The organism is Streptomyces sp. NPDC018610 (genome assembly GCF_044391765.1).
GTDB lineage: Bacteria > Actinomycetota > Actinomycetes > Streptomycetales > Streptomycetaceae > Streptomyces.
In genome coordinates this window covers 206,346-231,946 of sequence record NZ_JBISAL010000006.1, presented here as the reverse complement: position 1 = coordinate 231,946, position 25,601 = coordinate 206,346, and the positions used below count along the sequence as shown (strand labels likewise).

Here is a 25,601-nt window from a genome sequence, read left to right as displayed (position 1 = left end):
GGGGCCGGATCATCGTACTGCGGGCTGTCCTCGTTCCTGTGAGCCAGACGGTTCATTCCAGCACGGGCAGGAGCTCGGGCAGATGGCCGTCCGAGGCCGCCGCCGCGCGCTGCCGCTCCTCGGGGACCTCGCCGTAGAGCGTCGTACGCGGCTTCGCGGGGCGGCCGGCCGCGTCCGCCACCGCGACCAGGTCCGCGACCGACTTGTACGAGCCGTAGGACGAGCCCGCCATCCGGGAGATCGTCTCCTCCATGAGCGTGCCGCCGAGGTCGTTCGCGCCGGAGCGCAGCATCTCGGCCGCGCCCTCCGTGCCCAGTTTGACCCAGCTCGTCTGGATGTTGGGGATGTACGGGTGCAGCAGCAGGCGGGCCATCGCGGTGACCGCCCGGTTGTCCCGCACGGTGGGGCCGGGGCGGGCGATGCCGGCCAGGTAGACCGGCGCGTTGGTGTGGACGAAGGGCAGGGTGACGAACTCGGTGAAGCCACCCGTCTCCTGCTGGACGCGGGCCAGGGTGCGGAAGTGGCCGAGCCAGTGCCGGGGCTGGTCGACGTGGCCGTACATCATGGTCGAGGACGAGCGGATGCCCAGCTCGTGCGCGGTCGTCACCACCTCGATCCAGGTCGCCGTGGGCAGCTTGCCCTTGGTCAGGACCCAGCGGACCTCGTCGTCCAGGATCTCCGCCGCCGTCCCGGGGATGGTGTCGAGGCCGGCCTCCTTGGCCGCCGTCAGCCACTCGCGGATCGAGAGGCCGGTGCGGGTCGCGCCGTTGACCACCTCCATCGGGGAGAAGGCGTGCACGTGCATGCCGGGGACGCGCTCCTTGACCGCCTTCGCGATGTCGAAGTACGCCGTCCCGGGCAGGTCCGGGTGGATGCCGCCCTGCATGCACACCTCGACCGCGCCCACCTCCCAGGCCTGCTGGGCCCGGTCGGCGACCTGGTCCAGGGAGAGGGTGTAGGCGTCGGCGTCGGTGCGGCGCTGGGCGAAGGCGCAGAAGCGGCAGCCGGTGTAGCAGACGTTGGTGAAGTTGATGTTCCGCGTGACGATGTACGTCACGTCGTCGCCCACCGCCGCCCTGCGCACGTCGTCCGCGATGCGGCACAGCGCGTCCAGGGCGGGCCCGTCCGCGTGCAGCAGGGCGAGGGCCTCGGCGTCGGTGAGCCTCGTCGGGTCGTCGGCGGCCGTGCGCAGCGCCTGTCGTACGTCCGTGTCGATGCGCTCGGGCGCCATGCCGGGGGCCGCGGCCTCGCGCAGGGCGTCCCAGTCGCCGTAGACCTCGTCGAAGTCGTCTCGGCGGTCGGAGGTGCGGCCCTCGGTGTCGATGGAGGCGTGCAGGTCGGTGCGGCCGGAGGAGGTGAACGCCTCGTCCGGCTCCTGCCAGGGGCGGCCCTCGACGACGGCGTCCTCGCGGGCGAGACCGGTGGCCGGGTCGGCCAGGGCGCGCACGTGCGGCAGCAGCCGCGGGTCCAGCCAGGGTTCGCCGCGGGTGACGAACTCGGGGTAGACGCAGAGGCGTTCGCGCAGTTCGAAGCCGGCGGCGCGGGACTTCTCGGCGAGCGCGTCGATCTGCGGCCAGGGGCGCTCGGGGTTGACGTGGTCGATGGTGAGCGGGGACACGCCGCCCCAGTCGTCGATGCCGGCGCCGATGAGCCGTTCGTACTCGCCGTCGACCAGGTTGGGCGGGGCCTGGAGGCAGGCGGCGGGGCCCATGATGTGCCGGGCGACGGCGACGGTGGCGACCAGTTCGTCCAGTTCGGCGTCCGGCATGCCGCGCATCGCCGTGTCCGGCTTGGCGCGGAAGTTCTGGATGATCAGCTCCTGGACGCCGTGGTAGGCGCGGGAGACCTTGCGCAGCGCGAACAGGGACTCGGCGCGCTCCTCGTACGTCTCGCCGATGCCGATGAGGATGCCCGAGGTGAACGGCACGGAGGAGCGCCCCGCGTCCTCCAGCACCCTGAGCCGTACGGCGGGCTCCTTGTCCGGGGAGCCGTGGTGCGGGCCGCCCGGCTCGGACCACAGGCGGGTCGCGGTGGTCTCCAGCATCATGCCCATGGAGGGCGCGACCGGCTTGAGCCGCTGGAAGTCGGTCCAGGTCATGACGCCCGGGTTGAGGTGGGGCAGCAGGCCCGTCTCCTCCAGGATGCGGACGGAGATGGCGCGGACGTAGGCGATGGTGTCGTCGTAGCCGTGCGCGTCGAGCCACTCGCGCGCCTCGGGCCAGCGGTCCTCGGGCTTGTCGCCGAGGGTGATCAGGGCTTCCTTGCAGCCGAGTTCGGCGCCCTTGCGGGCGATGTCGAGGACTTCGTCGGGGGACATGAACATCCCGTGGCCGGCGCGGCGGAGCTTGCCGGGGACGGTGACGAAGGTGCAGTAGTGGCACTTGTCCCGGCACAGCCGGGTGAGCGGGACGAAGACGCTCTTGGAGTAGGTGATGACGCCGGGCCGGCCGGCGGCCTCAAGGCCCGCGTCCCGCACCCGGGCGGCGGAGGCGGCGAGGTCGTCGAGCTGCTCGCCACGGGCCTGGAGCAGCACCGCCGCCTCGGTCACGTCGAGGGCGACGCCGTCCCGGGCACGTTTGAGGGCGCGACGCATGGAGTTCTCGGTGGGGCCGGTTCCGGGGGTCGCGGAAGTCGTCATCCTTCGAGCATACGGTTGTGATGATCACGGGAAACGGCGGCGGGGCGCACGCTCCCCGACGCGACCGCGCGCCCTCACCACCGCCCGGTCCTCCCGGCCGCGTCGGCGTCCCAGGCCGCGGCGAAGGCGTCGAACGCGGCGCCGGCCTCAGAACCGCCCAGGGTGTCGCGGGGGCGGCACATCCCGGAGGACGCCGCCGCCCGGACGGCCGCCCCCGCGCCGCCCGCGCCGTCCAGCTCCGTCGCCCGCCCGGACAGCCCGGACCTGACCGTACAGCCGTCCGAAGTCGCCCCCATCGCCCTCCCCCGTTGTCATGGACCAGGACCGGACGGGAGGCCGGCATGCGGCCCCGGCACGGATCGGAGCCGAAGGACCGCCCCGCGCCCGGTACCTCCGGCGCCGCCGGCGGACACCCCCGGCGCCCCGGCTCCGGCGGCGGGCCTGGCCCTCCCCGGAGCCGACGGCGGCTCACGGCCGGCCGGGCCGCCGGGCCTGACCTGGAGTTGTGAGGGCCTTGTGAGACCGCGCGCCACGGCCTGTGATCGCCGTCTCCCAGAGCTGACGCATCCGCCATGAACAAGGCAAACTGGCCTCTCGACTGTGGGATGTTCAGCGGCTCCAGGGGGCAGCGATGGACGGTGGACCGCGGGTGCCCGGGCAGCGGGGTCCGGGGGAACCGGCGGCATGGCGCTTCGGCGTGCTCGGGCCGGTGCGCGCCTGGCGCGGCCAGGAGCTGCTGGCCACCGGCTCACCCCAGCAACGTGCCCTGTTGGCCGCCCTGTTGCTGCGCGAGGGCCGCACGGCGACGGCGTCCGAGCTGATCGACGCGCTGTGGGGCGAGGAGCCGCCGTCGCAGGCGCTGGCGGCGGTGCGCACCTACGCCTCCCGGCTGCGCAAGGCCCTGGACCCGGACATCCTGGTCAGCGAGTCCGGCGGTTACGCCGTACGCGGCCTCGGTCACGGCGTGCTCGACCTCGCCACCGCCCAGGAACTGGCGGCGGAGGCGGACAAGGCCAGGGCGGCCGGGGACCTGGGGCGCGCCCGGGAGGCGCTGCGCGGCGCGCTCGACCTGTGGGACGGCGAACCGCTGGCCGGCCTGCCGGGCCCGTACGCCGAGACTCAGCGGACGCGCCTGCAGGAGTGGCGGCTCCAACTCCTGGAGTCCCGCCTCGACATGGACCTCGAACAAGGCTGCCACGCCGAGGCTGTCTCGGAGCTGACCGCCCTGACCGCGGCCCACCCCCTGCGCGAGCGCCTGCGCGAACTGCTGATGCTCGCCCTCTACCGCGGCGGCCGGCAGGCGGAGGCACTGGCCGTCTACGCGGACACGCGCCGGCTGCTCGCCGACGAACTGGGCGTGGACCCGTGCCCCGAGCTCCGCGACCTCCAGCAGCGCATCCTCCGTGCCGACCCGGCCCTGGCCGAGGCCGCCGCCGCGCCCCAGGAACCGGCGGCGGCGCCGGTGCGCCCGGCACAGCTCCCCGCCACCGTGCCCGACTTCACGGGCCGGGCTTCCTTCGTCGTCGAACTGGGCGAGGTGCTGGCGTCGGCGGACGGCCGGGTGATGGCGGTCTCGGCGCTGGCGGGGATCGGCGGTGTCGGCAAGACGACGCTCGCGGTGCACGTGGCGCACCAGGCGCGGTCGGCCTTCCCCGACGGCCAGCTCTACGTCGACCTCCAGGGCGCGGGCTCCCGGGCGGCCGAGCCGGAGACGGTCCTCGGCTCCTTCCTGCGCGCCCTGGGCACCGCCGACTCGGCGATCCCGGACTCCCTGGAGGAACGGGCGGCGCTGTACCGCTCCGTCCTGGACGGCCGCCGGGTGCTCGTCCTCCTGGACAACGCGCGCGACGCCGCCCAGATCAGACCGCTCCTGCCGGGCACCGAGGGCTGCGCCGCGCTGGTCACCTCCCGGGTGCGGATGCTGGACCTGGCGGGGGCGCACCTGGTGGACCTCGACGTGATGAGCCCGGAGGAGGCGCTGTCCCTCTTCACGAAGATCGTCGGCGAGGAGCGGGTGTCCTCCGAGCGGGAGGCCGCGCTCGACGTGGTGGCCGCCTGCGGCTTCCTGCCCCTGGCCATCCGCATCGCGGCCTCCCGGCTCGCGGCCCGGCGCACCTGGACGGTGTCGGTGCTGGCGGCGAAGCTGGCGGACGAGCGGCGGCGGCTGGACGAGCTGCAGGCGGGCGACCTCGCGGTCAAGGCCACCTTCGAACTCGGCTACGGCCAGCTGGAGCCGGCGCAGGCCCGCGCCTTCCGGCTCCTGGGCCTCGCCGACGGCCCGGACATCTCCCTGGCGGCCGCGGCGGCCGTACTGGACCTGCCGGCGGAGGACACCGAGGACCTGCTGGAGGCGCTGGTCGACACCTCCCTGCTGGAGTCCGCGGCCCCCGGCCGCTACCGCTTCCACGACCTGGTCCGCCTCTACGCCCGCGCCTGCGCCGAACGCGACGAACACCCGCCGAGCGAACGCGACGCGGCGATGTCGCGGCTGCTGGACTTCTATCTGGCGACGGCGGCGGGGGTGTACGCGATCGAGCGGCCGGGGGACCGGCTGGTGGAGCACCTGGCGCCGACGGAGTACCCGGGGCTCGTCTTCCCCGACCGCGAGGCGGCCCGGGACTGGCTCTACACCGAGGCGAACTGCCTCCTGGCCCTGGCCCGCCGCAGCGCGGACCGGCCTCCCGCGCTGCGGCGGGCGACCGACCTGCTCTGGGCCGCGCTCGACATCTCCGAGTCGGGCGCCAACTCGCGGGAGTACGAGGCCACCGCGAAGGCGCTGCTGGACGCGGCCCGCGGGGCCGATGTGGCACGGTTGGAGGCGCGGGCGCTGATGACGCTGGCCCACGCGCACGTCGACGCGGGCCGCTTCGAGATGGCGGACCAGGAGGCGGAACAGGTGATCCGCCGCGCCATGGAGGCGGACGACCTGCTGCCGGTGTGCTGGGCCCACAACGCACGCGGCATCATCGCGCTCTACCAGAACCGCAACGCGGACGGCGAGAAGCATCTCTCCGAGGCCATCAGGCACTTCCGGGCACTCGGGGACCGTCCCGGCGAGGCCAGCGCCCTGTGCAACCTCTCCCGCATCCACCTGGCGACCGGGCGCACGCAGAGCGCCGTCGACCTGGCCCGGCAGGGCATCGACATCTACGACGCCATGGGCAACTCCATGCGGGGGGCGAACGCCCGTTACGCCCTCGGCATGGCGCTCACCCAGAGCGGCGGCCTCGCCTCCGCGGCGGACCGGCTCGCCGAGGCGCTGGCCGTCTTCCGCGACAGCCGGCAAAGGCTGTGGGAAGGGATGACCCTGTTCCGCATGGCGGAGGTGGACATGGCCGCCCTGCGTCCCGCGCAGGCCGCCGCCAACGCCGAGTTGGCCCTCACGGTGCTGCGGGGAATCGGCGGCGAGTGGCGGCGCGGCAACGTGCTCACCGTCCTGGGGCACGCCCTCACGGGCATCGGGCAGACGGACCGCGCCCGGGTGTGCTGGCTCGACGCCCTGCGCATCTACGAGGGCCTGGGCGCGTCCGAGGCCGCGGTCGTGAGCGAGCTGCTGCGGACGACGCAGACCGTGTGAGGCCCCGTCACCTCCGTCTGAGACGCGTTCATCAAACGTTTATCGCCTCGCGCCATGCTCGACTCAGTCGATCCGTCGCGTCGGGGGGCAGGCGGGTCACTGTGAGAGGCCCCGCACTGGCGAACTAGTGTGAGCGGCCCAGGAATGCCCGCCCGGTCGTCCTCGGGGGAGTGACCGGGCGGGCACGCCGACCGCCCGATGACGAACACACCAACTGGAGCGAAGAGCATGAGCGACGAGTCGGTCATCAAGCCGCAGGACATGCACGCCACCGGCACGACGGACGGCGAGGCCGCTGCCGTCGCTCAGCCGAAGGACGGCGACCTGTCGCCGCAGGACATGCACGCGACGGACGAGCCCGTCACGGTGATGGACATGCACGCCACGTCGGAGCCGTTCAAGCCGGCGAAGTAAGCCCACACACACGGGGGTGGGATCGGCCGCGGCGGCGCGGAGGGGGAGCCGTCGCGGCCGACGCACGTCCGGACGCCGGGCGGTACGCCCTGACCGACGCACGTCCGGACGCCGGACGGAACGCCGTGACCGACGCGGCTCCGGACGGCGGGCGGAACGCCCTGACCGGCCCGTGCCCGAACGGCGGCCGAGCGCCGCCGCGGCGCATCGCCGGCCCGCCCGTTCCCCCTCCCCCGGTTCGCTCGCCGGGGAACCGTCAGTCGTCGTCCGCCAGGGCCGTCGGGTCGACCACGCAGTGGTCTGTCTCGGCGAGGAGCCCGGCGTCCTTGACGCCGCCGCCGGCGACCGGCACCTGTACCTGCGCCGTGCCGTTCGCGGGCACGGTGACCTCGGCGGTGTTGTGGGCCACCGGCTCGTCCCCGGTGTCGCGGAACTCGACGTCGACGGTGAAGCCGGTCTCGGCGCTGTTGGGGTTGGTGACCTCGACGACCGCGTACGGCACGTTCTGCGTCGCGCAGCTGACCAGCCGCGCCGTGCCGTCGTCCGGCGAGTGACCGCTTCCGGTGCTGGTGGAAGTGGGCGTGGAGCGGTGCGTGGGGCGGCGGTCGTAGGTGCTGCCGCCGCTCGTCGAACCGCTGCCGTAGTCGTCGTCGTACGTGTCGTCGTCGCTTCCCGAGCCGTACGAACCGGTCCCGGACGAGTCGTCCCCGCCCGACGAGGACGACGTCGAGGTGTCGTGGTCCTGGCTGGAGCTGCTGCAGCCGCCGCCCCCGCCGCTGTGACCGTGGCTGTGACCGTGGTGGCTCCGGGAGAAGCCCGTCAGGGCCAGTACCGTCGCCGCGAGCACCGCCGTGAGTCTGAGCCCGCGTCCCTGCCGTCCCCGTATACGCATGCGGTCACCCTAAGGGCTGTCCGGCGCCGCGTGGCGGGGGTCGCGCACACGGAGTAGCTTCTTGGGTGACAACGGTGACGAAACGCTTCGCTCATCCGTTCCGACGGCCGCCGTCCGAGCCCTTCCGCGCACCCCGTGCGACGGCCGTCGCCAAACCCCCGGCTACGCGGTGCGCGCCGTGCCCGTTCCCTTCTCCGCGTCCAGGGCGTACACGCAGCGGTCCTTGCTGCAGGCGTAGACGACGCCGTCGCGGACCACCGGGGAGCCGGTGATCTCGCCTCCGGTGGCCAGCTTCCAGCGCAGGCGGCCGTCGTCGGCCTTCAGCGTGTACAGCAGGTGGTCCGTGGAGCCGAAGTGGATGCGCCCCTCGGCCACCGCCGGGGAGCCGACGATCTCGCCGCCGGACTGGAAGCGCCACTTGGGCGTTCCGGTCACCGCGTCCAGGGTGTAGAGGCCCTTTCCGCTGCCGACGTGCACATGGCCGGCGGCCACCAGCACCGGATCGATCGCGGACCGCGCCTCGGTGGCGATGCGCCAGCGGTCGCGGCCGTCGGTGGCGTCGAGCGCGTAGACCGTGCCGAGGTAGTCGGCCAGGTAGACGCCGCCGCCGGTGACCGCCGGGCCGGGCACGAAGGCCGGCGGGCACAGGAACACCGCGGGCGCCTCGAAGTGCCAGCGGACGTGGCCGCTCGCCACGTCGAGGGCGACGACGCGGGTGCCGGCGCAGACGTAGACGTAGCCGTCGGGTGCGGGGGTGACGCGGACCGGGACGCCGCCGCAGGAGGCCGCGTCGCCGATGGGGTAGGACCAGCGCTCCTCGCCGGTGCGGGCCTCCAGGGCGCGCAGCCGGGCGTCCTGCCAGACGTAGACCGTGCCGTCGTGGACGGCGGGGCCGGCCTCGGGGGTCTCGAAGTCGCTCTGGCAGCCGGTGACCTCCCACAGCTTCTGGCCGCCGGCCGCCTCCCAGCCCTGGACGCCGCCGCCGCGGGTCGCGGTGACGACGGTGCCCCGGTCCGCCTTGAGGGAGTAGACCCAGGCGTCGGTCTGCAGCCGCCACAGGTCGGTGCCCTCGCGGGCGTCCAGCGCGAACAGGGTGGGTCCGTCGGAGGCGTGGACGCGGCCGTCGGCGACCGCCATCGACCACGCCACGTCACGGGTCTTGAAGCGGCGGCGGCCGGTGGCGACGTCCAGGGCGTGCACCTCGAAGGAGGTGACGTAGACGAGGTCGTCGGCGACGGACGGGGTGCCCCAGACGTCGTTGGACATGCGGAAGCGCCAGGGGCGCCAGCCGGGCGCGGTCTCCGGCGGCACGGCGGGCGCCGCCGGCACGCCGGGCATGGGGGCCACGGCGGAGGCCATCGGGTCGACGCCGGGGCGGGGCTTGGCCCAGGAGGCGGCCAGGCCCGCTTCCGGCGGGGGCGCCTTCACGGCGGCGGCGCGGGCGTCCGCGACGCGCGGGCCGGGCCCGATCGGCACCCGCGCGCCCGCCAGCAGCACCGGGCCGGGGTCGGGCGCGCCCACCGGGACGGCGCCGTGCGGTCCCGGGCCGTGGGGCGCGGGGACCACCGGGTCGTGCGAGGGCGGCGGCGGCACATGGGGACGGCCGCCGCGGGAGCCGGCGGCGGGCGGCGCGGTGGGGCGGCCGCCGCGGCGGGACTCGATCAGGCCCACCGCCGGTCCGGGCAGCCAGGCCGAGGCCGTACCGCTGTCGTCGGAGCCCGAGCCGAAGAGGTGCGGGGCGAGCTGGGCCTGGAGGTCGGCGGGCGAGGGGCGGCCGGCGGCCTCCATCTGCATGCAGGACTCGATCAGCGGGCGCAGCTCGTCCGGCAGGCCTTCGAGGTCCGGGCCCTCCCTCAGCAGCATGAACACGGTCTCGACCGGGTTGGCGCCGTGGAAGGGGGCGTGGCCGGTGGCCGCGAAGACGAGGGTGGAGCCGAGCGAGAAGACGTCGCTGGCGCCGGTGACGCTGCGCGAGTCCTTGGCCTGCTCGGGCGACATGTAGGCGGGGGTGCCGACGGCGACGTTCGTCATGGTCAGACGGGTGTTCGAGACGCCGGACGCGATGCCGAAGTCGATCACCCGCGGGCCGTCCTCGACGACGAGGACGTTGGACGGCTTCAGGTCGCGGTGGACGAGCCCGGCGCCGTGGATGGACTGGAGCGCCTCGGCGATCCCGGCCGCGAGCCAGCGCACCGCCTGGGCCGGCATCGGCCCGCACTCGGTCACTATCTCCTCGAGGGAGGGCGCGGGGACGTAGGCGGTGGCCAGCCAGGGCACGGCGGCACGCGGGTCGGCGTCCACGACCGCGGCCGTGTAGAAGCCGGAGACCGCGCGCGCGGCCTCGACCTCGCGCGTGAAGCGGACCCGGAACAGCTGGTCCTCGGCCAGCTCGGTGCGGACGGTCTTGATCGCCACCCGCCGCCCGGACGCCGAACGCGCGAGATAGACCAGCCCCATGCCGCCGGCGCCGAGCCGTCCCAGCACCTCGAACGGCCCGATCCGCCGCGGATCGTGCTGCGTCAGCTGATCCACTTGCCTGCCACCTCCCCGTACGAGCCGCGACACCATTTGTGTACGCGGCCCCCGTGCAGCGTCTCACCCACCGCACCGCCATGGCGGCACGCACCCCGATTCTTCCTGGCCCGGGCACTGGTTGCGAACCCGCCGACGAATCGGGATGTCCTGGAGCAATTCTCTGTCAAAGCGGCGCTTTCCAGCCGGATCGCGGGCCGGTTCCGCCTTTCCGGTACGGCGACGCCGGTTTCGCCCTCCCGGTTTCAGCCGCGCGGTTTCATCCTTCCGGTTTCACCCTTCTCCGTCGTCCGGACCAGGGTCCGCGCCCGCGTCCGCCCCCGTCCCGCCTCCGGGTCCGTGCCGGTCCTCCCTTTCCAGTACGGCGAAGGACGCCCCCTGGTCGTCGACGACCACGGCGACGGTGCCGTAGGAGGTCGCGAAGGGCGGCACCTGCACCCGCCCGCCCAGCCGGACGGCGTCGTCGAGGGCGGCCTCGGCCCGGGTGACGAGGAAGTGGACGAGGAAGTGGGACGGCATCTCGGCGGGGAAGACGTCGGAGACGGGGGCGCGGCCGAAGTCGGGGCGGGCGCCGGGGCCGAAGAGGGCGTCGTGGAAGAGGCCGCCGTAGAAGGCGTTGGCGGCCTCGGTGTCGCGGGTGTAGAGCTGGGCCCAGCCGAAGGTGCCCGGCTCGTGCCGCCGGCCGAAGCCCGCGCGGCCGGCCGGCTGCCACAGTCCGAACACGGCGCCCTCGGGGTCGGCGGCCAGGACGGCCGTGCCGAGGCCGCCGACGGTCGCCGTCGGAGTGACGATCTGGCCGCCCCCGGCGCGGATCCGCCCGGCCAGCGTCCCGGGGTCCGGGGCGGCGAAGTACACCGTCCACACGGTGGGCATCCGGCCGTCCGTCTTGGGCGTGAGGGCGGCGACGGGCTCCCCGCCCAGCCGGGCCAGTACGGAGCTGCCGTACGCCGCCTCCTTCCGCTCGAAGTTCCACCCGAAGAGCCCACCGTAGAAGCGCTTGCCCGCCTCGACGTCGGGAAGCTGCGCGTCCACCCAGCAGGGGACGCCTTCTGTGTACGCGGATGCCCTGTTTTCGGCCATGTCGTCAAAGTAACCGGCCCGCCCACAGCCCGCAGACCAGGCACAGCGCCCTTTTTCCGGTCGGGCACCCCATTTGCAGTCGGCCGAATCGCGCTCCCATCCCCCCTCGGTAAGCTGACGACATGACAGGACAAGTGCGTACCGTCGACGGCCGCGTGGCCGGGCGGCGTGGGCAGGCGACTCGGCAGAAGCTGCTCGACTGCCTCAGCGACATGCTCAGCTCTTCTCCCTACCGGGACGTCAAGGTCATCGACGTCGCCCGCAAGGCGGGCACTTCGCCCGCGACCTTCTACCAGTACTTCCCGGACGTCGAGGGCGCCGTCCTGGAGATCGCCGAGCAAATGGCCGCCGAGAGCGCCGATTTGACCGAACTGGTGGCGGGCCGCTCCTGGGCCGGCAAGGCCGGCTGGCAGACGGCCCAGGAACTGGTCGACGGCTTCCTGGAGTTCTGGCGGCGCAACGACGCGATCCTGCGCGTCGTCGACCTCGGGGCCGCCGAGGGCGACAAGCGTTTCTACAAGCTCCGCATGAAGATCCTCAACGCGGTGAACGGCTCCCTCGCGGATTCGGTCGCCGAACTCCAGTCCAAGGGCAGGGTCGACAAGGACGTGAACCCGGCGGCGATCGCCGGTTCACTGGTCGCGATGCTCGCGGCGGTCGCCTCGCACCAGAAGGGTTTCACCTCCTGGGGTGTGAAGCAGGCCGAACTGAAGCCGAATCTGGCCCTGTTGGTTCACCTCGGCATCACCGGCAAGAAGCCGAGCAGATAGCCGGCGCCGATACGGCGCCGGACACCCCGGCGACAAGTCCTGTCATACAGGCGGCGGTTCACCCGAGTGGGCCGCCGCCTGTCGCGTTGTACGGGGGCGCCCGGGCGTCCCGGCGACCGGGCGGTCTCCTGCCGGGCCGGGGCACGGCTGGGCGGGTCGGAAGGAACGCGTGCCCGCGCCCTCCGCGGCCGTCACCGCCGTCACCGCCGTCACGGCGCCCATACTCGGGGCATGGACACCGATCTCCCCGAGCTTCTGAGGTCACTGCGGGTGTGGGCCCCCGAGGCGACCACGCTGCCCGGCTTCGACCCCGCCGCCGCACCGGACACCCCCCTCCCCCTCTTCGCCGCGTGGCTCGCCGAGGTGGCGGCGGCCGGCGAGCGGGAGCCGCACACGATGTCCCTCGCGACGACCGACGAGGAGGGTCACCCCGACGTCCGCGTCGTGATGCTGCACGGCGCCGACGACGCCACGGGCTGGTCCTTCGCCACCCACGCGGACAGCCGCAAGGGACGGCACCTGGCGGCCCGCCCGTACGCGGCCCTCGCCTTCTACTGGCCGGTGCTGGGCCGCCAGGTCCGGATCCGGGGCCCCGTCACGACCGCTCCGCCCGAGCAGGCGCGCAAGGATCTGCGCGTACGCTCCACGGGCGCTCTGGCCGCCGCCCTCACCGGCCGCCAGAGCCAGGTCCTCGGCTCGCTGGAGGAGCTGGCCGAGGCCTCCGAGGCCGCCTGGGAGCGGGCCGGGAGCGCACCGGACACCGAGGCGCCGACCTGGACCCTGTACCGCCTGCGGCCGGCCGAGGCCGAGTTCTTCCAGGGCGACGCCCGCCGCCGTCACGTACGCCTGCGCTACCGCCGTACCCCCCGGGGCTGGGACCGGGAGCTGCTGTGGCCCTGAGCCGGGCCCCTCACCCGAACTCGTACCGCGCGAAGTCCGACACCGGGCGGTAGCCGATGCGCTGGTAGAGGCCGTTGCTGGTGGGGTTGGCGAGGTCGGTGAAGAGGAGGACCTCCGCCGCACCCGCGTCCAGAGCGGCCCGGCCCGCCGCCGCGGTCACGGCACCCGCGTATCCGCGTCCGCGCAGGTGGGCGGGGGTGTAGACCGCGTTCACGCGGATCTGGCCGGCGACCTTCGGAGACAGCCCGGCCATGGCGACGGGGGCGCCGTCCGGTGTCCGCAGAGCAGGACGTCGCCGCGCCGGACGCGCTCGTCGGCCCAGTCCGCCGCGGGCCGGATCGCGCTCTCGCCGATGGCGGTGTGGAACTCCCCGTACCACCGGATGAGCAGTTCGCGGTCCGTCCCGCCCGCCGTCCTCGCCCGCCCCGGCGGGGCCGGCCGCGGGGCGGCCGGCTCGGCGAGCCGGTAGAGCCGCATCCGCCGGACGAGGCCGGCCCCGGCGCCGGTGCGCCGGTGCCAGGCGGCGGCGAACGCGGCGGCGGTGTCCCGGTCCGCGTCGACGCCGGGCAGGGCGTGCCCCTCCCCGGCCAGCCGGTCCGCGAGCGCGCGGGCCTCCTTCGCGGTCAGGTCGGTGACCATGAGCGGATGCGGCGGGGTGCGGAAGAACGACGCCCGCACCCCGTGTCCGGCGGCGTCGCGCAGGACGCCGAACTCGGGGGGCCGGTCGCCGTAGATCCGCGTCCCGGCGGAGCGCAGGTTCTCCGTGACGGTCAGATGCACGGTGTGCCGCGCGGGCCGCGAGCGGAGGAACGCGCCCGCGCGCGTGAGGAAGTCGTCCAGATCCGTGGTGAGGTACCAGTCGTCGGAAGGCATGGTCCATGGTTCCGCCGGACCCGCGGACGCGCCTCTCCTTTTCGGCCGCCGGGCACGGACGCGCCGTCCCGGGCGCGTCGCGGCCGCCGTCCGGAGGGACGGCCCGGAAGCGTCGCGGCCGCCGGTCAGAGGGACGGCTCGGGGTCCGTGGAGAGACGGGCGTGCAGGTGGCAGTCGCGGAAGGCGTCGTGACGCTCCGCCTCCCACATCGCGTCGCGCTGGGTCCCCTCGTAGGGGTACCCGCACCGCTCGGCGATGCGGCAGGACGCCCCGTGCCCGAGCGCGTGCCCCAACTCGATGCGGTGCAGCGGAAGTTCCGCGAACGCCCAGCGAGTGGCGAGCAGCAGCGCCCGCGAGGCGACCCCGCGCCCGCGCGCCTCGGGCAGCACCCAGTAGCCGACCCGCCCGAACCGCATGGTGCGGCTGGCGACGTGCATGCCGATGTGTCCCAGCACCGCGCCGGTGGCCTCGTCGGTGACGCAGAACGGCACGCCCGTGCCGTCGGCGACCTCCGTCGCGTGGGAGGTGAGCGACTCTCGGGCGTCGGCCAGGTCCCGTTCCAGGATCAGCGGCGTGTTCCAGCGCCGGAACTCCGGGTCGGACCGCCCGCGCAGCCAGGTCTTCACGTCCTCCTCGGACTCCGGGTCCCAGAGCCTCAGCCGGAGTCCGTGACCGCGCAGGTCGAAAGTGCGGGGGGCGTCGTGGTGCTCACGTATGTCGGCCATCCGGTCATTGTGGCCGAGACGGGTCACGGACCGTGCGGCGCAGGGGACATGAAGGAGCGCGCGCCGAAGTGTCCGCCGCCCTACGAACGGTGGTCACCTGTGATCAATCCGCAACCAATTCCGGTCTTGACCGAGACCCATCAACCGAGTGCGTGAATACGCTCCCCCTCATGGCCGACTCCACCCCCACTCCTGCGACCGCTCCCGCCGCCCCCGAGCACGCCGACCGTCCCGTGTACGTGATCGGCGGCGGCCCCGGCGGCCTGGCCGTCGCGTACGCCCTGCGCGCGCGGGGCGTACGCGCCGTGGTGCTGGAGAGGTCCGACCGGGTGGGCGCCTCCTGGCGCGGACACTACGACCGCCTGCACCTGCACACCACCCGCCGTCTGTCCTCGCTGCCCGGCCTGCCGATGCCGCGCCGGTTCGGCAGGTGGGTGGCGCGCGACGACATGGTGCGCTACCTGGAGAAGTACGCCGAGCACCACGAACTGGAGATCGTGACCGGCGTCGAGGTCTCCCGCGTCGAACGGGCCCCGGACGGCACGGGCTGGCTGCTGCGCGCCACCGGCGGCCGGCAACTGACCGGCGGCGCGGTGGTCGTCGCCACCGGCCACAACCACACGCCCCGCCTGCCCGAGTGGCCCGGCCGCGCGGAGTACTCCGGCACGTTGCTGCACGCCTCGGCCTACCGCGATCCCGGGCCGTACGCCGGCCGGGACGTGCTCGTCGTCGGCGTCGGCAACACCGGGGCCGAGATAGCCGTCGACCTGGTGGAGGGCGGCGCCGGGCGCGTACGGCTGTCGGTGCGCACCGTCCCGCACATCGTGCGCCGGTCGACCGCCGGATGGGCCGCGCAGTACTCGGGCGTGCTGTGCCGGCGGCTGCCGGTCGCGCTGATGGACCGGCTCGCCCGGCCGCTGGCGAGGCTGAGCGTGCCGGACCTGTCGGCGCACGGTCTGCCCCGCCCGGACACCGGCCTGTACTCGCGGGTCAGGCAGGGGGCGATCCCGGTCCAGGACGTGGGTCTCATCGACGCCGTGCGCGGGGGCCGGATCGAGGTGGTGGCCGCCGTCGAGGGCTTCGAGGACGGCGAGGTGGTCCTCGCCGACGGCGCCCGGATCGAGCCGGACGCCGTCATCGCGGCGACCGGCTACTCGCGCGGCCTGACGGAGCTGGTCGGTCACCTGGGCGTGCTGGACGAGCGCGGCCGTCCGGTCGCGCACGGCCCGCGCACCCCCGCCGACGCGCCCGGCCTGTACTTCACGGGCTTCACCAACCCCGTCAGCGGGATGCTCCGCGAGCTGGCGATCGACGCGGAGCGGATCGCCCGCGCCGTCGCCAAGCGCCACGCCGGCACCCGCACGAACCTGCCGGGCAGCATGGTCTGACCATCCGTCAGGCCGCGCACGCCGCCCTCCCTGCCGGCCGGCGCCGGATCACCAGGGCCATCAGCGCCGCCGCGGCGCACAGCGCGCCCGAGGCGTACCAGACCATGTCGTACGAGCCGAAGACGTCCCGCGCGACGCCGCCGAGGTAGGCGACGAGGGCGGCGCCGACCTGGTGGGAGGCGAGCACCCAGCCGAAGACGATCGCGCTGTCCTCCCCGTACTGCTCCCGGCACAGGGCGAGGGTGGGCGGGACGGTGGCGACCCAGTCGAGGCCGTAGAAGACGATGAAGAAGATCATCGGCGGATGCACGCTCGGCGCCAGCAGCATCGGCAGGAACAGCAGGGCGACGCCGCGCAGGGCGTAGTAGACCGCGAGCAGCCGGCGCGGCTCGAAGCGGTCGGTGAACCAGCCGGAGGCTATGGTGCCGGCCACGTCGAAGACGCCGATGACCGCGAGCAGCGAGGCGGCGGCGGTGACGGGCATGCCGTGGTCGTGGGCGGCGGGCACGAAGTGGGTCTGGATCAGGCCGTTGGTGGAGGCGCCGCAGATCGCGAAGGTGCCCGCCAGCAGCCAGAAGGGGCCGGTGCGCACCGCCGAGAGCAGGACGGTCACGGTCCGTCGGGCGGCGCCCGGCACGGGTTCCGGCTTGGGCACGAACGCGGTCGCCCCGTACGGCCGCGCGCCCACGTCGGCCGGGTGGTCGCGCAGCAGCAGCCAGACGAAGGGGACGACGGCGAAGGCGGCCAGCGCCACCGTGACGGCCGCCGGACGCCAGCCGTAGGGGGACTGGACCAGCCAGGACAGGACCGGCAGGAAGATCAGCTGGCCGGAGGCGGACGCGGCGGTGAGGATGCCGCTGACCAGGCCGCGCCGCTCGGTGAACCAGCGCTCGGTGACCGTGGCCGCGAAGGCGAGCGCCATGGAGCCGGTGCCGAGGCCGACCAGCAGACCCCAGCACAGCCAGAGCTGCCAGGGGGCGGTCATCCACACGGTCAGGCCCGAACCGGCGGCGATCACCGTCAGCGCGACGGCCACCACCTTGCGGATGCCGAAACGGTCCATCAGCGCGGCGGCGAACGGCGCGGTGAGCCCGTACAGCGCGAGGTTGATCGAGACGGCGCCGGTGATCGTGCCGCGTGACCAGCCGAACTCGTCGTTCAGCGGGTCGATGAGCAGGCCGGGCAGGGAGCGGAAGGCCGCCGCGCCGATGATCGTGACAAAGGTGACGGCGGCGACGAACCAGGCGCGGTGCACCCTGCCCCGGCCCCGGGCGGGCGGGTGGTGCTCGGCGGCGACTGCGGGTTCGGTTGTCTGGGTCACACCACAGAGCCTCCGGCACGCCCCCGGCCCGCATCGAGTGGCCCGAAGGCCCACCTTCGCTAGGATCGGGCCATGGACGCGGACAGGAGCACGCAGCCGGACAGGGATACGGACACGGCCCCTGCCAGGGCCACGACCGACAGCATGGCCAAGATCGGCGGCACAGACACGACCGGCAGCACAGCCACGACCGGCGGCGCGGCCACGGATGCGGTGGTCACGGCAGCGGGCGCGGGCGACGGCTTCCGTCCGCACCGCGTCGTCGTCCTCGCCCTCGACGGGCTGCTCCCCTTCGAGCTGGGCATCCCGCACCGGATCTTCGGGCGGCCCGTGGACGCCGAGGGGCGACTGCTGTACGACGTCGTGACCTGCTCCGTGCGCCCGCCGGGACCGGTGGCCACGGACGCCGACTTCTCGATCCACGTCGCCCACGGCCCGGAGGCGCTGGCCACCGCCGACACGGTGATCGTCCCGGCCTCGTACGAGCTGGGCCCGGTCTTCGAGGAAGGGCGGCTGACCGACGAACTGGCCGCCGCGCTCGCGCACATCCGGCCCGGCACCCGGCTCGCCTCGATCTGCACGGGCGTCTACGTGCTCGCCGCCGCCGGCCGGCTGGACGGCCGGCCCGCGACCACGCACTGGGCGGACGCCGACCGCTTCCAGCGGCTGTTCCCGAGGATCAGGGTGGACGCGGACGTGCTGTTCATCGACGACGGCGACGTACTGACCTCGGCGGGCGTGGCCGCCGGCATCGACCTGTGCCTGCACATGGTGCGCCGCGACCACGGCACCGCCGTCGCCAACGACGTGGCCCGCCGCACCGTCGTGCCCCCGCACCGCGACGGCGGGCAGGCACAGTACATCGACCGTCCGGTGCCGGATCCGCAGCTGGCCACCACGACCACCGCGCGCGCCTGGGCGCTGGGGCGGCTGCACGAGCCGATCCAGCTGCGCGACATGGCCGAGCAGGAGGCCATGTCGGTACGGACGTTCACCCGGCGCTTCCGGGAGGAGGTCGGGGTGAGTCCGGGGCAGTGGCTCACCCAGCAGCGCGTCGAGCGGGCCCGGCACCTGCTGGAGTCGACGGACCTGTCCGTGGACCAGGTGGCGCGGGACTCGGGGTTCGGCACGGCGCAGTCGATGCGGCAGCACCTTCAGGCGGCCCTCGGGGTGACCCCGACCGCCTACCGGCGCACCTTCCGGGTCGGGAACGCCCTCTAGGGCCTTTCCAGCGGCCTTCCCTGACATTTCCCGGCCTTTCCGGCGGCCTTCTCCTGGGCCTTCCCGGTCTTTCCGCCCGGCCTATGGCTCTTCTCACAATTCGGGCGTAAGCGGGTTTTCGGTGATGACCGTCACCGAATGGTTCGGGTGTTTTGTTTATGTTCGGTCTCCGGATCCCCGATCCTCCGCCGAACTCCACGAAGAGGGCCTGCTCGACCATGCTGAATCGCTTGCGCTCGGTACCGCGTCCGAAGACCGGTGCCCTGCTCGTCTCCGCCGCGGCGCTCCTGTCCGCCGGCACCCTCGGCGCCGCCGCACCGGCGCAGGCCCAGGACGCCTCCCGGGTGACGGCCGCGGTGCTCCCGCTCGACGGCGCCCGGCAGGAGCCCTTCGTGTACGGAGCCGACGTCCCCTACGACACGGCCAGCATCATCAAGGTCGACATCCTCGCGACGGCGCTGCTGCAGGCGCAGGACGCGGGCCGGTCCCTGACCGCGCAGGAGCGCGCCTGGGCCGAACCGATGATCCGCGACAGCGACAACGCGGCGGCGAACGCCCTGTGGCGGCGGATCGGCCGCGCACCCGGACTGGCGGCGGCGAACAAGCGCCTGGGGCTGACCGAGACGAAGGGCGGCCCCGGCGCCAAGTGGGGGCTGACCCGGACCACGGCCAGCGACCAGATACGGCTGCTGCGGGCGGTGTTCGACCCGCCGAAGACCGGCCCGGCCGCGCTGAGCGAGAAGTCCCGCGCCTACATCCGGTCCTTGATGGGCGACGTCGCCGACGAGCAGGCGTGGGGCGTCTCCGCGGCCGGTTCGGCGTCGGGGACGGCGCTGAAGAACGGGTGGCTGGAGCGCAACACGACCGGCCTCTGGGACGTGAACAGCGTCGGCCGGATCACGGTCGGCGGGCACCCCTACCTGGTGGCCGTGCTGTCCGACGGCAACGCGTCGATGAGCGACGGGGTCTCGCTGGTCCAGCGGACGGCACGGACGGCGGTGGCCTCGGCGAGCGGAAGCTGACCGCCGTCCACAGCCTGTGGAGAAGGTCCGGGACGCGGCGCGAGTCCGGTGGCGGGGCGAGTCCGGGTCGCCGGGCGAGTCTCGGTGGCGGGGTGAGCCCGGGTAGCGGGGTGAGTCTCGGTGGCGGGGTGAGGTGAGTCCGGCTGTCGGCCGCGTCCGGGTGGCGGGGCGAGTCCGGGTGGCGGAGCGAGTCCGGGTGGCGGCGCGCCCATGCCCGCCCCGAGCACGGCACCGCGCGCCGCCATCCGGCTCCGGCGCACCGACCCCACCCCCCTCGGCCCTGACGGGACCGGTCGGCGCCGACCTCGCGACTCACACTCGTCGAGGCCTTCGGCAGACGGACTCCGCGCGCTCGCGAAGCCTCCGGCATGCCGCCGCCCTCGTCGTCCCCTCGCGGCGAATCGCTGCCCACAAGCGTGATCAAACGGACACGGCACGTCAACAGCCGTTCGGCGGTATGCCCGTTATGCGGGGATCGCAACGGGCGCGCACGGAAGCATCCCCCGGCGCACGGTTCCCGCCCGGCCCGGACGGCCTGGCCTCCGCCCACGGTGAGCCCGCCTTCCGCCCGGCGCACGGTTCCCGCCCGGCCCGGACGGCCTGGCCTCCGCCCACGGTGAGCCCGCCTTCCGCCCGGCGCACGGCCCGTCCCGCCCCCGAGGCGACCAGGCGGCCTCTACACCGCCTCGTAGGCCAAACCCTCGTACGTCGGCCCCTCGAACCCCGGCGTCCGGGTCGCGGGAGCGCCCGCCGCCGGGGCCTGGTCGCCGCAGGCCGCCGGGACGGACTCGGCGATGGGCGGTGTACAGCGGTCCAGTTCGCACCAGATGCGCTTGCCGGCGCCCTCGGCGCTCCAGCCCCAGCGGTCGGCGAGGCCGTCGACCAGGGCCAGGCCCCGGCCCCCCGTGGCGTCGTCGTCCGCGCAACGCGGCACGGGGGCCCTGGTGCTGACGTCGGTCACCTCCAGGCGCACGGTGGCCGCCTCGGCCGCCGCGCCGGGCAGGGACAGCCTCAGTACGGCCGGACAGCCGGTGTGCACCACGGCGTTGGTGACCAGCTCGGAGACGAGCAGGACCAAGGTCTCGGCGAGCGGTTCGTCGGCCGCTATCACCGACCCCGCGAGCCGGGATCGGGCCCATTTGCGGGCCCGCCCCACTTCCGCGGGGTCGGGCCGGATCTCCAGCTGCACTTGAAGCACCTGCACCGCTCACACCATCCGAACCGGCGGACCCATGGCCCCGCGCCGTGCGAGGGCCACGATCGTAGCCATTTTCTGCATGGCCAGAACAACGGCCAGAGCGGGGGTCACGGAATGTGACTCCCCTACGAGACAGCATGGTTGACGTACCGTCACCGCAACAAGCGCTTCGGGCATATTCCCGCGCGAAGGAGTACTCGTGCGGCATACTGTGCGACGCTCGTCGCGGGAAGTCGAACGGGTGGGCAGCGCATGCCACCCGACCTCGCAAGCAGCGGCGCGCACCGCTTCTTCCGGGGCCGCCACCGGGGCGACGCCGGGACGCCCGGCCCTCGGAACCACTCGCACCCGACCCAAGGTACCGGAGCGTCGGCGACGACTCCGGGACGTGACGAGGGGCGCGACGGCACCAACTCGACAACTACGCTGCGTAGTCGGTATCCGCCACGATCCGTGGCAGTCAGCGGGCCGCGGGCCGCCCTCGGCCCCGCTCCCCCGGGCACCCCGGCGGGCCGCGGCGCGCGCGGGACGGGGCGGGACTGCGACCTCCGTCCGCTTCCGTCCCGTTCGGCGGCGCGGGCGGCGGGAGGGGACTACTCGGTGACCGTGAAGTAGCGTGCGAGGGCGGGCACGACGTCCTGTTCGCCCACCAGGCCGTCGCCGTCGGTGTCGAGCGCGGCGGCGGTGGCCCGCGCGACCTCCTCGGGCACGCCGAGGACCCGGAGCGCGCGGACGGTGTCCGCGACGGTGACGGCCCCGTCGTCGTCGGTGTCCGCGACCGCCAGGGCCGCGTGCAGGAAGGGGCGGCCGATCTCGGCGAACCGCTCGGGGTTGTCGCGCAGCCGCTTGACCGCGCCGGTCACGAACTCCTGGCGGGTGATGCGCTGGTCGCCGTCGCGGTCGGCGATCCCGGCCATGCCCTGCCAGAACGCCTCCGCCCCGGCGTACAGGGCCTGGCCCTTGCCGGAGCGGGCGGTGGTGCCGAACTCGGCGAGCAGCGCCTTGGCCGCCACGCTGAAGTCCTCGCGGTCGATCCACCCGCTGCCGTCCTGGTCGAGGGTGGCGAACCGGGCCGCGATCCTGCGCTCGTACTCGCTGCTGACCATGTCTTTCGGGCCGCCTTACGTGTGGGGGTGCGTCTGGCTGGGAGCGTACGACGCCGAGCGGCCGCCGGAGGCGGGAAAGCGACGGTTGTGCCAAGACCGGGGGAACGTCGTGCCAAGACCGGGGAATTCCGGGTCGGGGATGCTAGGCGGACGGCGGCACCCGTGCGGGCAGCGAGACGCCGCGGCACTTGACGGGCAGCGGCGCCCTTCGGGCGACGGCGCTAGGCCGACAGGGGTTCGTCGTCGACCGCCGCCGCCAGGTCGGGGCGGACGTCGAAGAGGCGCCGTACGCCCAGGGCGCCGAGGACCCGGTTGACGTGGGAGCCCTCCTCGGCGCCGCCGGCCGGCAGGATCAGCCGCAGCCGGCCCTGGCAGGAGCGGATCAGGCGGCGGGCGGCGATGAGCACGCCGACGCCGCTGGAGTCGCAGAAGAAGACCTCCGAGAGGTCCAGCACGAGATCGTGGCGGCCCTGGGCCACCACGTCGTGGACCCGCGCGCGGAGCACCGGCGAGGTCACCAGATCCAGTTCGCCGACGACTTGGAGCACGCTCCACCCGCCCTGTTCGTCGCCGGTCACCTTGAACGCCACGGCCCTGCCCTCCGCTCGCCGGATCTTCCCCGGAACCGCCCGGAAACGGAAGCAGTTCCTACGCTTCTTTCCGCGCGGCTGCCCAGCGGCCGTTCCCCCAAACGCCACACACCAAACCGACCTTGTTCATCAAGGCACTTGTTTCGGTCATTCTCGATCGTGTTCGATCGCTTTCAGTCGGAATTGGTCCGAAGGTGGAGGGGTAGTCGCGAGGAGGGTGAGCAAGTGCCCTACCACCTGCGGCTTCCCAGGGGGCGCACATTGCAATAAAGGGGCGTGCGACGCCGCACGTGCCGACTACATTCGGCAGGACCAGGCAGACACGCTGGACCAGCGACGGACCAGGACACGAGCACGGCACCGCGCCGGGCGCGGAGGGGGCCGCATGGCGAAGAAGGACGCACCGCCCCGCTGGGACAGCGGGATGCAGCAACGGCTCGCCCGCGGCGAGGCCGCCGCCCTCGGTGAGCTCTACGACCGGTTCGCCTCCCTCGTGCACGGACTCGCCCACCGCGTGCTCGGCGACGAACACGCCGCCGACGCCATCACCCGCGAGGTGTTCGCCCACGTCTGGCAGCACCCCGACGCCTATGACCCGCAGCAGGGCCCCCTGCGCACCTGGGTGGCGACGCTGACCCACCGGCTCGCCGTGCAGCGCCTGCGCACCACCGGGGCCGCCGCGCTCACCGACGGCGAGAACTCCCCCGAGGAACTGGAGAGCATGGTCCGCCGCGCGTCGGTCGCCGCCCGCGCCGACTTCATCGTGCACTCCATGCCCGCCCCGCTGCGGGCCGCCCTGGAGCTGGCCTACTTCCAGCGGCGCGACTACCGGCAGACCGCGGCCGACCTCGGCGTCACCGAGGACGAGGCCCGCCGTCGGCTCCGGCTCGGCCTCCAGCTGCTGTCCACCGCCCACGACGCCGGCGGCCTCGGGACGGCGCCACCCGGTTACGGGGGTGCGGCGTGAGCGGTCCGGTGCGGCCGGCAGGGGAGCCGGCGAAGGAGCCGAGGGAACGGGAACGGAAGGACCGGGGCCTGCCCGTGCTGGAACACGACGTCCTGAAGTCGCTCCTCGGGGCGTGGGCGCTGGCCGCCTGCTCGCCGCGGGAGGCGGCGGCCGTGGAGGAACACCTCGGCGGCTGCGGCGACTGCGCCGAGGAGGCGCTGCGGCTGCGGGCGGCGGTCGGTCTGCTGCACCCGCCCGAGAGTCTCGACCTGGACCCGGGCCTGCGCACCCGCGTCCTGGAGAGCTGCCTGGAGCGGCGCCCGGCGCGCATCCCGGTGCCCGAGTGGGCGGCGCCCTACGACGCCGAGACCGCGCGGCTGGACGCACTGCTCCAGGACATCCGCGACTCGGAGTGGCACGCGCCGGTGCGGCTGCGGTGGTTCGAGGACGAGGCGGCGACGAGCCGCCGTACGACCGTCGCGGGGGTCATCGCGCACCTGATGAGCGTCGACGGGCTGGTCGCGGTCGCCCTCGGACTGGACGACCCGCTCGCGGGCACCCCGGCCGACCGGCCCACGCCGACCGCCCGCACCGAGGCGTACTGGCGCGCCGCGCACTTCCCGCCGACCCGCTCCGTACGGGCGCCGTGGCGCAGCCAGACACACGCGCTGGTACGGACGGTGTCCGGCACCGAAGAGGCGGAGCCCGGCCCGGCGGCGGACGCGGCGGCCGTCTCACCGGGGCGGCCGACGGTGCCGTACGGCGGCTTCGAACTGCCGTTGCGGGACGCGCTGCTCGACCGGGCCTTCGAGTGCTGGGTGCACGCCGAGGACATCGCGGAGGCGGTGGACTACCCCTACGAGCCGCCGGCCCCGCGGCATCTGCACGGGATGATCGACCTCGCCGCCCGGATGCTTCCGGGGGTGCTGGCCGAGCGCCGGCGGGCCGGGCTGGCCTCGCCCGGGCGCACCCGGCATCTGGTGAGCGCGGGCGCGCCGGGGCGCAGTCTGCGGCTGGAGATCGAGGGGTCGGGCGGCGGCGAGTGGCTGATACCGCTCGACTCGCCCGGCGCGGTGGGCTCCGCCGACCACGAGGTGGCCCATGTGGCGCTGGACGGCGTGGAGTTCTGCCGCCTGACGGCCGGGCACGTGGCTCCGCGCGAGGCGGCGGCCGGCCAGGCCGGCGACCGCGACGCGATCCGGGACGTGCTGTACGCGGCGGCGTCCCTGAGCCGGATGTAGACGACGCCGCGGGACCACGGACGGCCGGGGAGCCGTACCCGCGGGCCGCGGGGAGGGCAGAGCCCCGGGCCGCCGCCCGCCAAACCCGTCAGGCCCCCAGACCACAGAAGGTCATGGCCTCCGGCCCTCCTGGTCGCAGGCCTCCGGGCGATCATGACCTCCGGCCCGCCGGGGCGCAGGGGGCCGGCCATCACGGCGTCCGGCCCGCCGGGGGCCAGGCCGCGGGCCCGCCGTCGGCGGGTGTCGCCTGCCGCGCCGCCGGGCCGAGGGCCCGTGCCGTCAGGCGAAGACGACCGTGCGGCGGCCGTTCAGCAGGATGCGGCGCTCCGCGTGCCACTTCACCGCGCGGGCCAGCGCCTGGCACTCCACGTCGCGGCCGATGGCGACCAGCTGGTCCGGATCGACGTCGTGGCCGACCCGCTCGACCTCCTGCTCGATGATCGGGCCCTCGTCGAGGTCGGCGGTCACGTAGTGCGCCGTCGCGCCGATCAGCTTCACGCCCCGGGCGTGCGCCTGGTGGTACGGCTTGGCGCCCTTGAAGCTCGGCAGGAAGGAGTGGTGGATGTTGATGATCCGGCCGCTCAGCTCCTTGCACAGGTCGTCGGAGAGGACCTGCATGTAGCGGGCGAGGACGACGAGTTCGACGTTCTGCTCGCGCACGATCTCCAGGAGCCGCGCCTCGGCCTCGGCCTTGGTGTCGCGGGTCACCGGGATGTGGTGGAAGGGCACGTCGTACGAGCCGACCAGCTCGGCGAAGTCGGTGTGGTTGGACACCACGGCCGCGATCTCGACGGGCAGCGCGCCGATCCGCACCCGGAAGAGCAGGTCGTTCAGGCAGTGCCCGAACTTGCTGACCATCAGCACGACCCGCATCTTCTCGTCGCCCCGGTGGATCTGCCAGTCCATCCCGAAGGAGTCGCCGATGGCCGCGAAGCTGGCCCGCAGCTTGTCCACCGTCACCGGTGACTCGGCGGAGAAGTGGACCCGCATGAAGAACAGTCCCGAGTCCTGGTCGCCGAACTGCTGACTGTCCACGATGTTGCAGCCGGTCATGAACAGGTAGCTCGACACGGCGTGCACGATGCCCTGCTTGTCGGGGCACGAGAGGGTCAGGATGTATTGGTCGGCCAAGGCCGCGGCGGCTCGGGTGGACTGCTCACTCATGCG

Annotated in this window: 20 protein-coding genes and 1 pseudogene; 9 read left to right on the top strand and 12 right to left on the bottom strand. The window is 74.0% G+C overall.

All coding sequences use genetic code 11. The annotated features are described in order from the left end of the window. Positions 1-52: 52 nt before the first annotated feature. A complete protein-coding gene (locus tag ACH5A8_RS17510) occupies positions 53-2,638 on the bottom strand; it encodes a bifunctional FO biosynthesis protein CofGH (protein ID WP_399002804.1) in 2,586 nt (861 codons plus the stop codon). 74 nt (positions 2,639-2,712) lie between these two features. Next, positions 2,713-2,934, bottom strand: a complete 222-nt coding sequence (locus tag ACH5A8_RS17505; protein WP_399002802.1) for a hypothetical protein — start codon at positions 2,932-2,934, stop codon at positions 2,713-2,715. 335 nt (positions 2,935-3,269) lie between these two features. Here ACH5A8_RS17505 and ACH5A8_RS17500 point away from each other — a divergent pair, with 335 nt between their 5' ends. Beyond that, the gene (locus ACH5A8_RS17500; protein WP_399002800.1) at positions 3,270-6,215 is read left to right on the top strand and encodes a BTAD domain-containing putative transcriptional regulator; all 2,946 of its coding nucleotides are present in this window, start codon (positions 3,270-3,272) and stop codon (positions 6,213-6,215) included. A gap of 228 nt (positions 6,216-6,443) precedes the next feature. Further along, complete coding sequence (locus tag ACH5A8_RS17495) at positions 6,444-6,629, top strand: hypothetical protein (protein WP_399002798.1); 186 nt, start codon at positions 6,444-6,446, stop codon at positions 6,627-6,629. Positions 6,630-6,885: 256 nt separating this feature from the next. On the opposite strand, the gene ACH5A8_RS17490 is transcribed toward ACH5A8_RS17495, so the two are convergent. From ACH5A8_RS17490 to ACH5A8_RS17480, 3 genes are all read right to left on the bottom strand, one after another. Beyond that, on the bottom strand, positions 6,886-7,521 hold the full coding sequence (locus ACH5A8_RS17490) for a hypothetical protein (protein WP_399002796.1): 636 nt from the start codon (positions 7,519-7,521) through the stop codon (positions 6,886-6,888). A gap of 162 nt (positions 7,522-7,683) precedes the next feature. Then, positions 7,684-10,089: a PQQ-binding-like beta-propeller repeat protein gene (locus ACH5A8_RS17485; RefSeq protein ID WP_399002794.1), complete on the bottom strand. Its 2,406-nt coding sequence runs from the start codon at positions 10,087-10,089 to the stop codon at positions 7,684-7,686. A 237-nt stretch (positions 10,090-10,326) separates the two neighbouring features. Further along, entirely contained in the window at positions 10,327-11,133 is an 807-nt protein-coding gene (locus tag ACH5A8_RS17480) for a VOC family protein (RefSeq protein ID WP_399002792.1), read from the bottom strand. Positions 11,134-11,267: 134 nt separating this feature from the next. On the opposite strand from ACH5A8_RS17480, the gene ACH5A8_RS17475 reads away from it, so the two are divergent. Together ACH5A8_RS17475 and ACH5A8_RS17470 are read left to right on the top strand one after the other, a co-directional pair. Further along, positions 11,268-11,903: a TetR family transcriptional regulator gene (locus ACH5A8_RS17475; RefSeq protein ID WP_399003193.1), complete on the top strand. Its 636-nt coding sequence runs from the start codon at positions 11,268-11,270 to the stop codon at positions 11,901-11,903. Positions 11,904-12,134: 231 nt separating this feature from the next. Continuing rightward, positions 12,135-12,803, top strand: coding sequence for a pyridoxal 5'-phosphate synthase (locus tag ACH5A8_RS17470; RefSeq protein WP_399002790.1), 669 nt, complete (start codon positions 12,135-12,137; stop codon positions 12,801-12,803). A gap of 10 nt (positions 12,804-12,813) precedes the next feature. Here the strand turns inward: ACH5A8_RS17470 and ACH5A8_RS17465 are convergent. Both ACH5A8_RS17465 and ACH5A8_RS17460 read right to left on the bottom strand, forming a co-directional pair. Next, positions 12,814-13,676, bottom strand: a pseudogene (locus ACH5A8_RS17465) (GNAT family N-acetyltransferase). Between the two features lie 125 nt (positions 13,677-13,801). After that, positions 13,802-14,401 (bottom strand): GNAT family N-acetyltransferase, encoded by a 600-nt coding sequence (locus tag ACH5A8_RS17460; RefSeq protein ID WP_399002788.1) that lies wholly within the window; start codon positions 14,399-14,401, stop codon positions 13,802-13,804. Positions 14,402-14,571: 170 nt separating this feature from the next. Here ACH5A8_RS17460 and ACH5A8_RS17455 point away from each other — a divergent pair, with 170 nt between their 5' ends. Continuing rightward, complete coding sequence (locus ACH5A8_RS17455) at positions 14,572-15,789, top strand: flavin-containing monooxygenase (protein ID WP_399002786.1); 1,218 nt, start codon at positions 14,572-14,574, stop codon at positions 15,787-15,789. Between the two features lie 7 nt (positions 15,790-15,796). On the opposite strand, the gene ACH5A8_RS17450 is transcribed toward ACH5A8_RS17455, so the two are convergent. Continuing rightward, entirely contained in the window at positions 15,797-17,110 is a 1,314-nt protein-coding gene (locus ACH5A8_RS17450; protein WP_399002784.1) for an MFS transporter, read from the bottom strand. A 72-nt stretch (positions 17,111-17,182) separates the two neighbouring features. Between ACH5A8_RS17450 and ACH5A8_RS17445 the strand changes: the two genes are divergently transcribed. Together ACH5A8_RS17445 and ACH5A8_RS17440 are read left to right on the top strand one after the other, a co-directional pair. Further along, positions 17,183-18,331 (top strand): GlxA family transcriptional regulator, encoded by a 1,149-nt coding sequence (locus ACH5A8_RS17445; protein WP_399002782.1) that lies wholly within the window; start codon positions 17,183-17,185, stop codon positions 18,329-18,331. 218 nt (positions 18,332-18,549) lie between these two features. After that, positions 18,550-19,353 (top strand): serine hydrolase, encoded by an 804-nt coding sequence (locus tag ACH5A8_RS17440; protein WP_399002780.1) that lies wholly within the window; start codon positions 18,550-18,552, stop codon positions 19,351-19,353. Positions 19,354-20,029: 676 nt separating this feature from the next. Here the strand turns inward: ACH5A8_RS17440 and ACH5A8_RS17435 are convergent. From ACH5A8_RS17435 to ACH5A8_RS17425, 3 genes are all read right to left on the bottom strand, one after another. Then, positions 20,030-20,542 carry an ATP-binding protein gene (locus ACH5A8_RS17435; protein ID WP_396318834.1) on the bottom strand — a complete coding sequence of 171 codons (513 nt, stop codon included), beginning with the start codon at positions 20,540-20,542 and terminating at the stop codon, positions 20,030-20,032. Positions 20,543-21,144: 602 nt separating this feature from the next. After that, the gene (locus ACH5A8_RS17430) at positions 21,145-21,657 is read right to left on the bottom strand and encodes an EF-hand domain-containing protein (protein WP_399002778.1); all 513 of its coding nucleotides are present in this window, start codon (positions 21,655-21,657) and stop codon (positions 21,145-21,147) included. Between the two features lie 221 nt (positions 21,658-21,878). Continuing rightward, positions 21,879-22,247, bottom strand: coding sequence for an STAS domain-containing protein (locus ACH5A8_RS17425; RefSeq protein ID WP_399002776.1), 369 nt, complete (start codon positions 22,245-22,247; stop codon positions 21,879-21,881). A gap of 385 nt (positions 22,248-22,632) precedes the next feature. Here ACH5A8_RS17425 and ACH5A8_RS17420 point away from each other — a divergent pair, with 385 nt between their 5' ends. Together ACH5A8_RS17420 and ACH5A8_RS17415 are read left to right on the top strand one after the other, a co-directional pair. After that, the gene (locus tag ACH5A8_RS17420; RefSeq protein WP_399002774.1) at positions 22,633-23,214 is read left to right on the top strand and encodes a sigma-70 family RNA polymerase sigma factor; all 582 of its coding nucleotides are present in this window, start codon (positions 22,633-22,635) and stop codon (positions 23,212-23,214) included. Continuing rightward, positions 23,211-24,434 (top strand): zf-HC2 domain-containing protein, encoded by a 1,224-nt coding sequence (locus ACH5A8_RS17415; protein ID WP_399002772.1) that lies wholly within the window; start codon positions 23,211-23,213, stop codon positions 24,432-24,434. The genes ACH5A8_RS17420 and ACH5A8_RS17415 overlap by 4 nt, the downstream gene beginning before the upstream one ends. A 279-nt stretch (positions 24,435-24,713) precedes the next feature. On the opposite strand, the gene purU is transcribed toward ACH5A8_RS17415, so the two are convergent. Continuing rightward, complete coding sequence (gene purU, locus ACH5A8_RS17410) at positions 24,714-25,598, bottom strand: formyltetrahydrofolate deformylase (RefSeq protein WP_399002770.1); 885 nt, start codon at positions 25,596-25,598, stop codon at positions 24,714-24,716. Between the last annotated feature and the right edge of the window lie 3 nt (positions 25,599-25,601).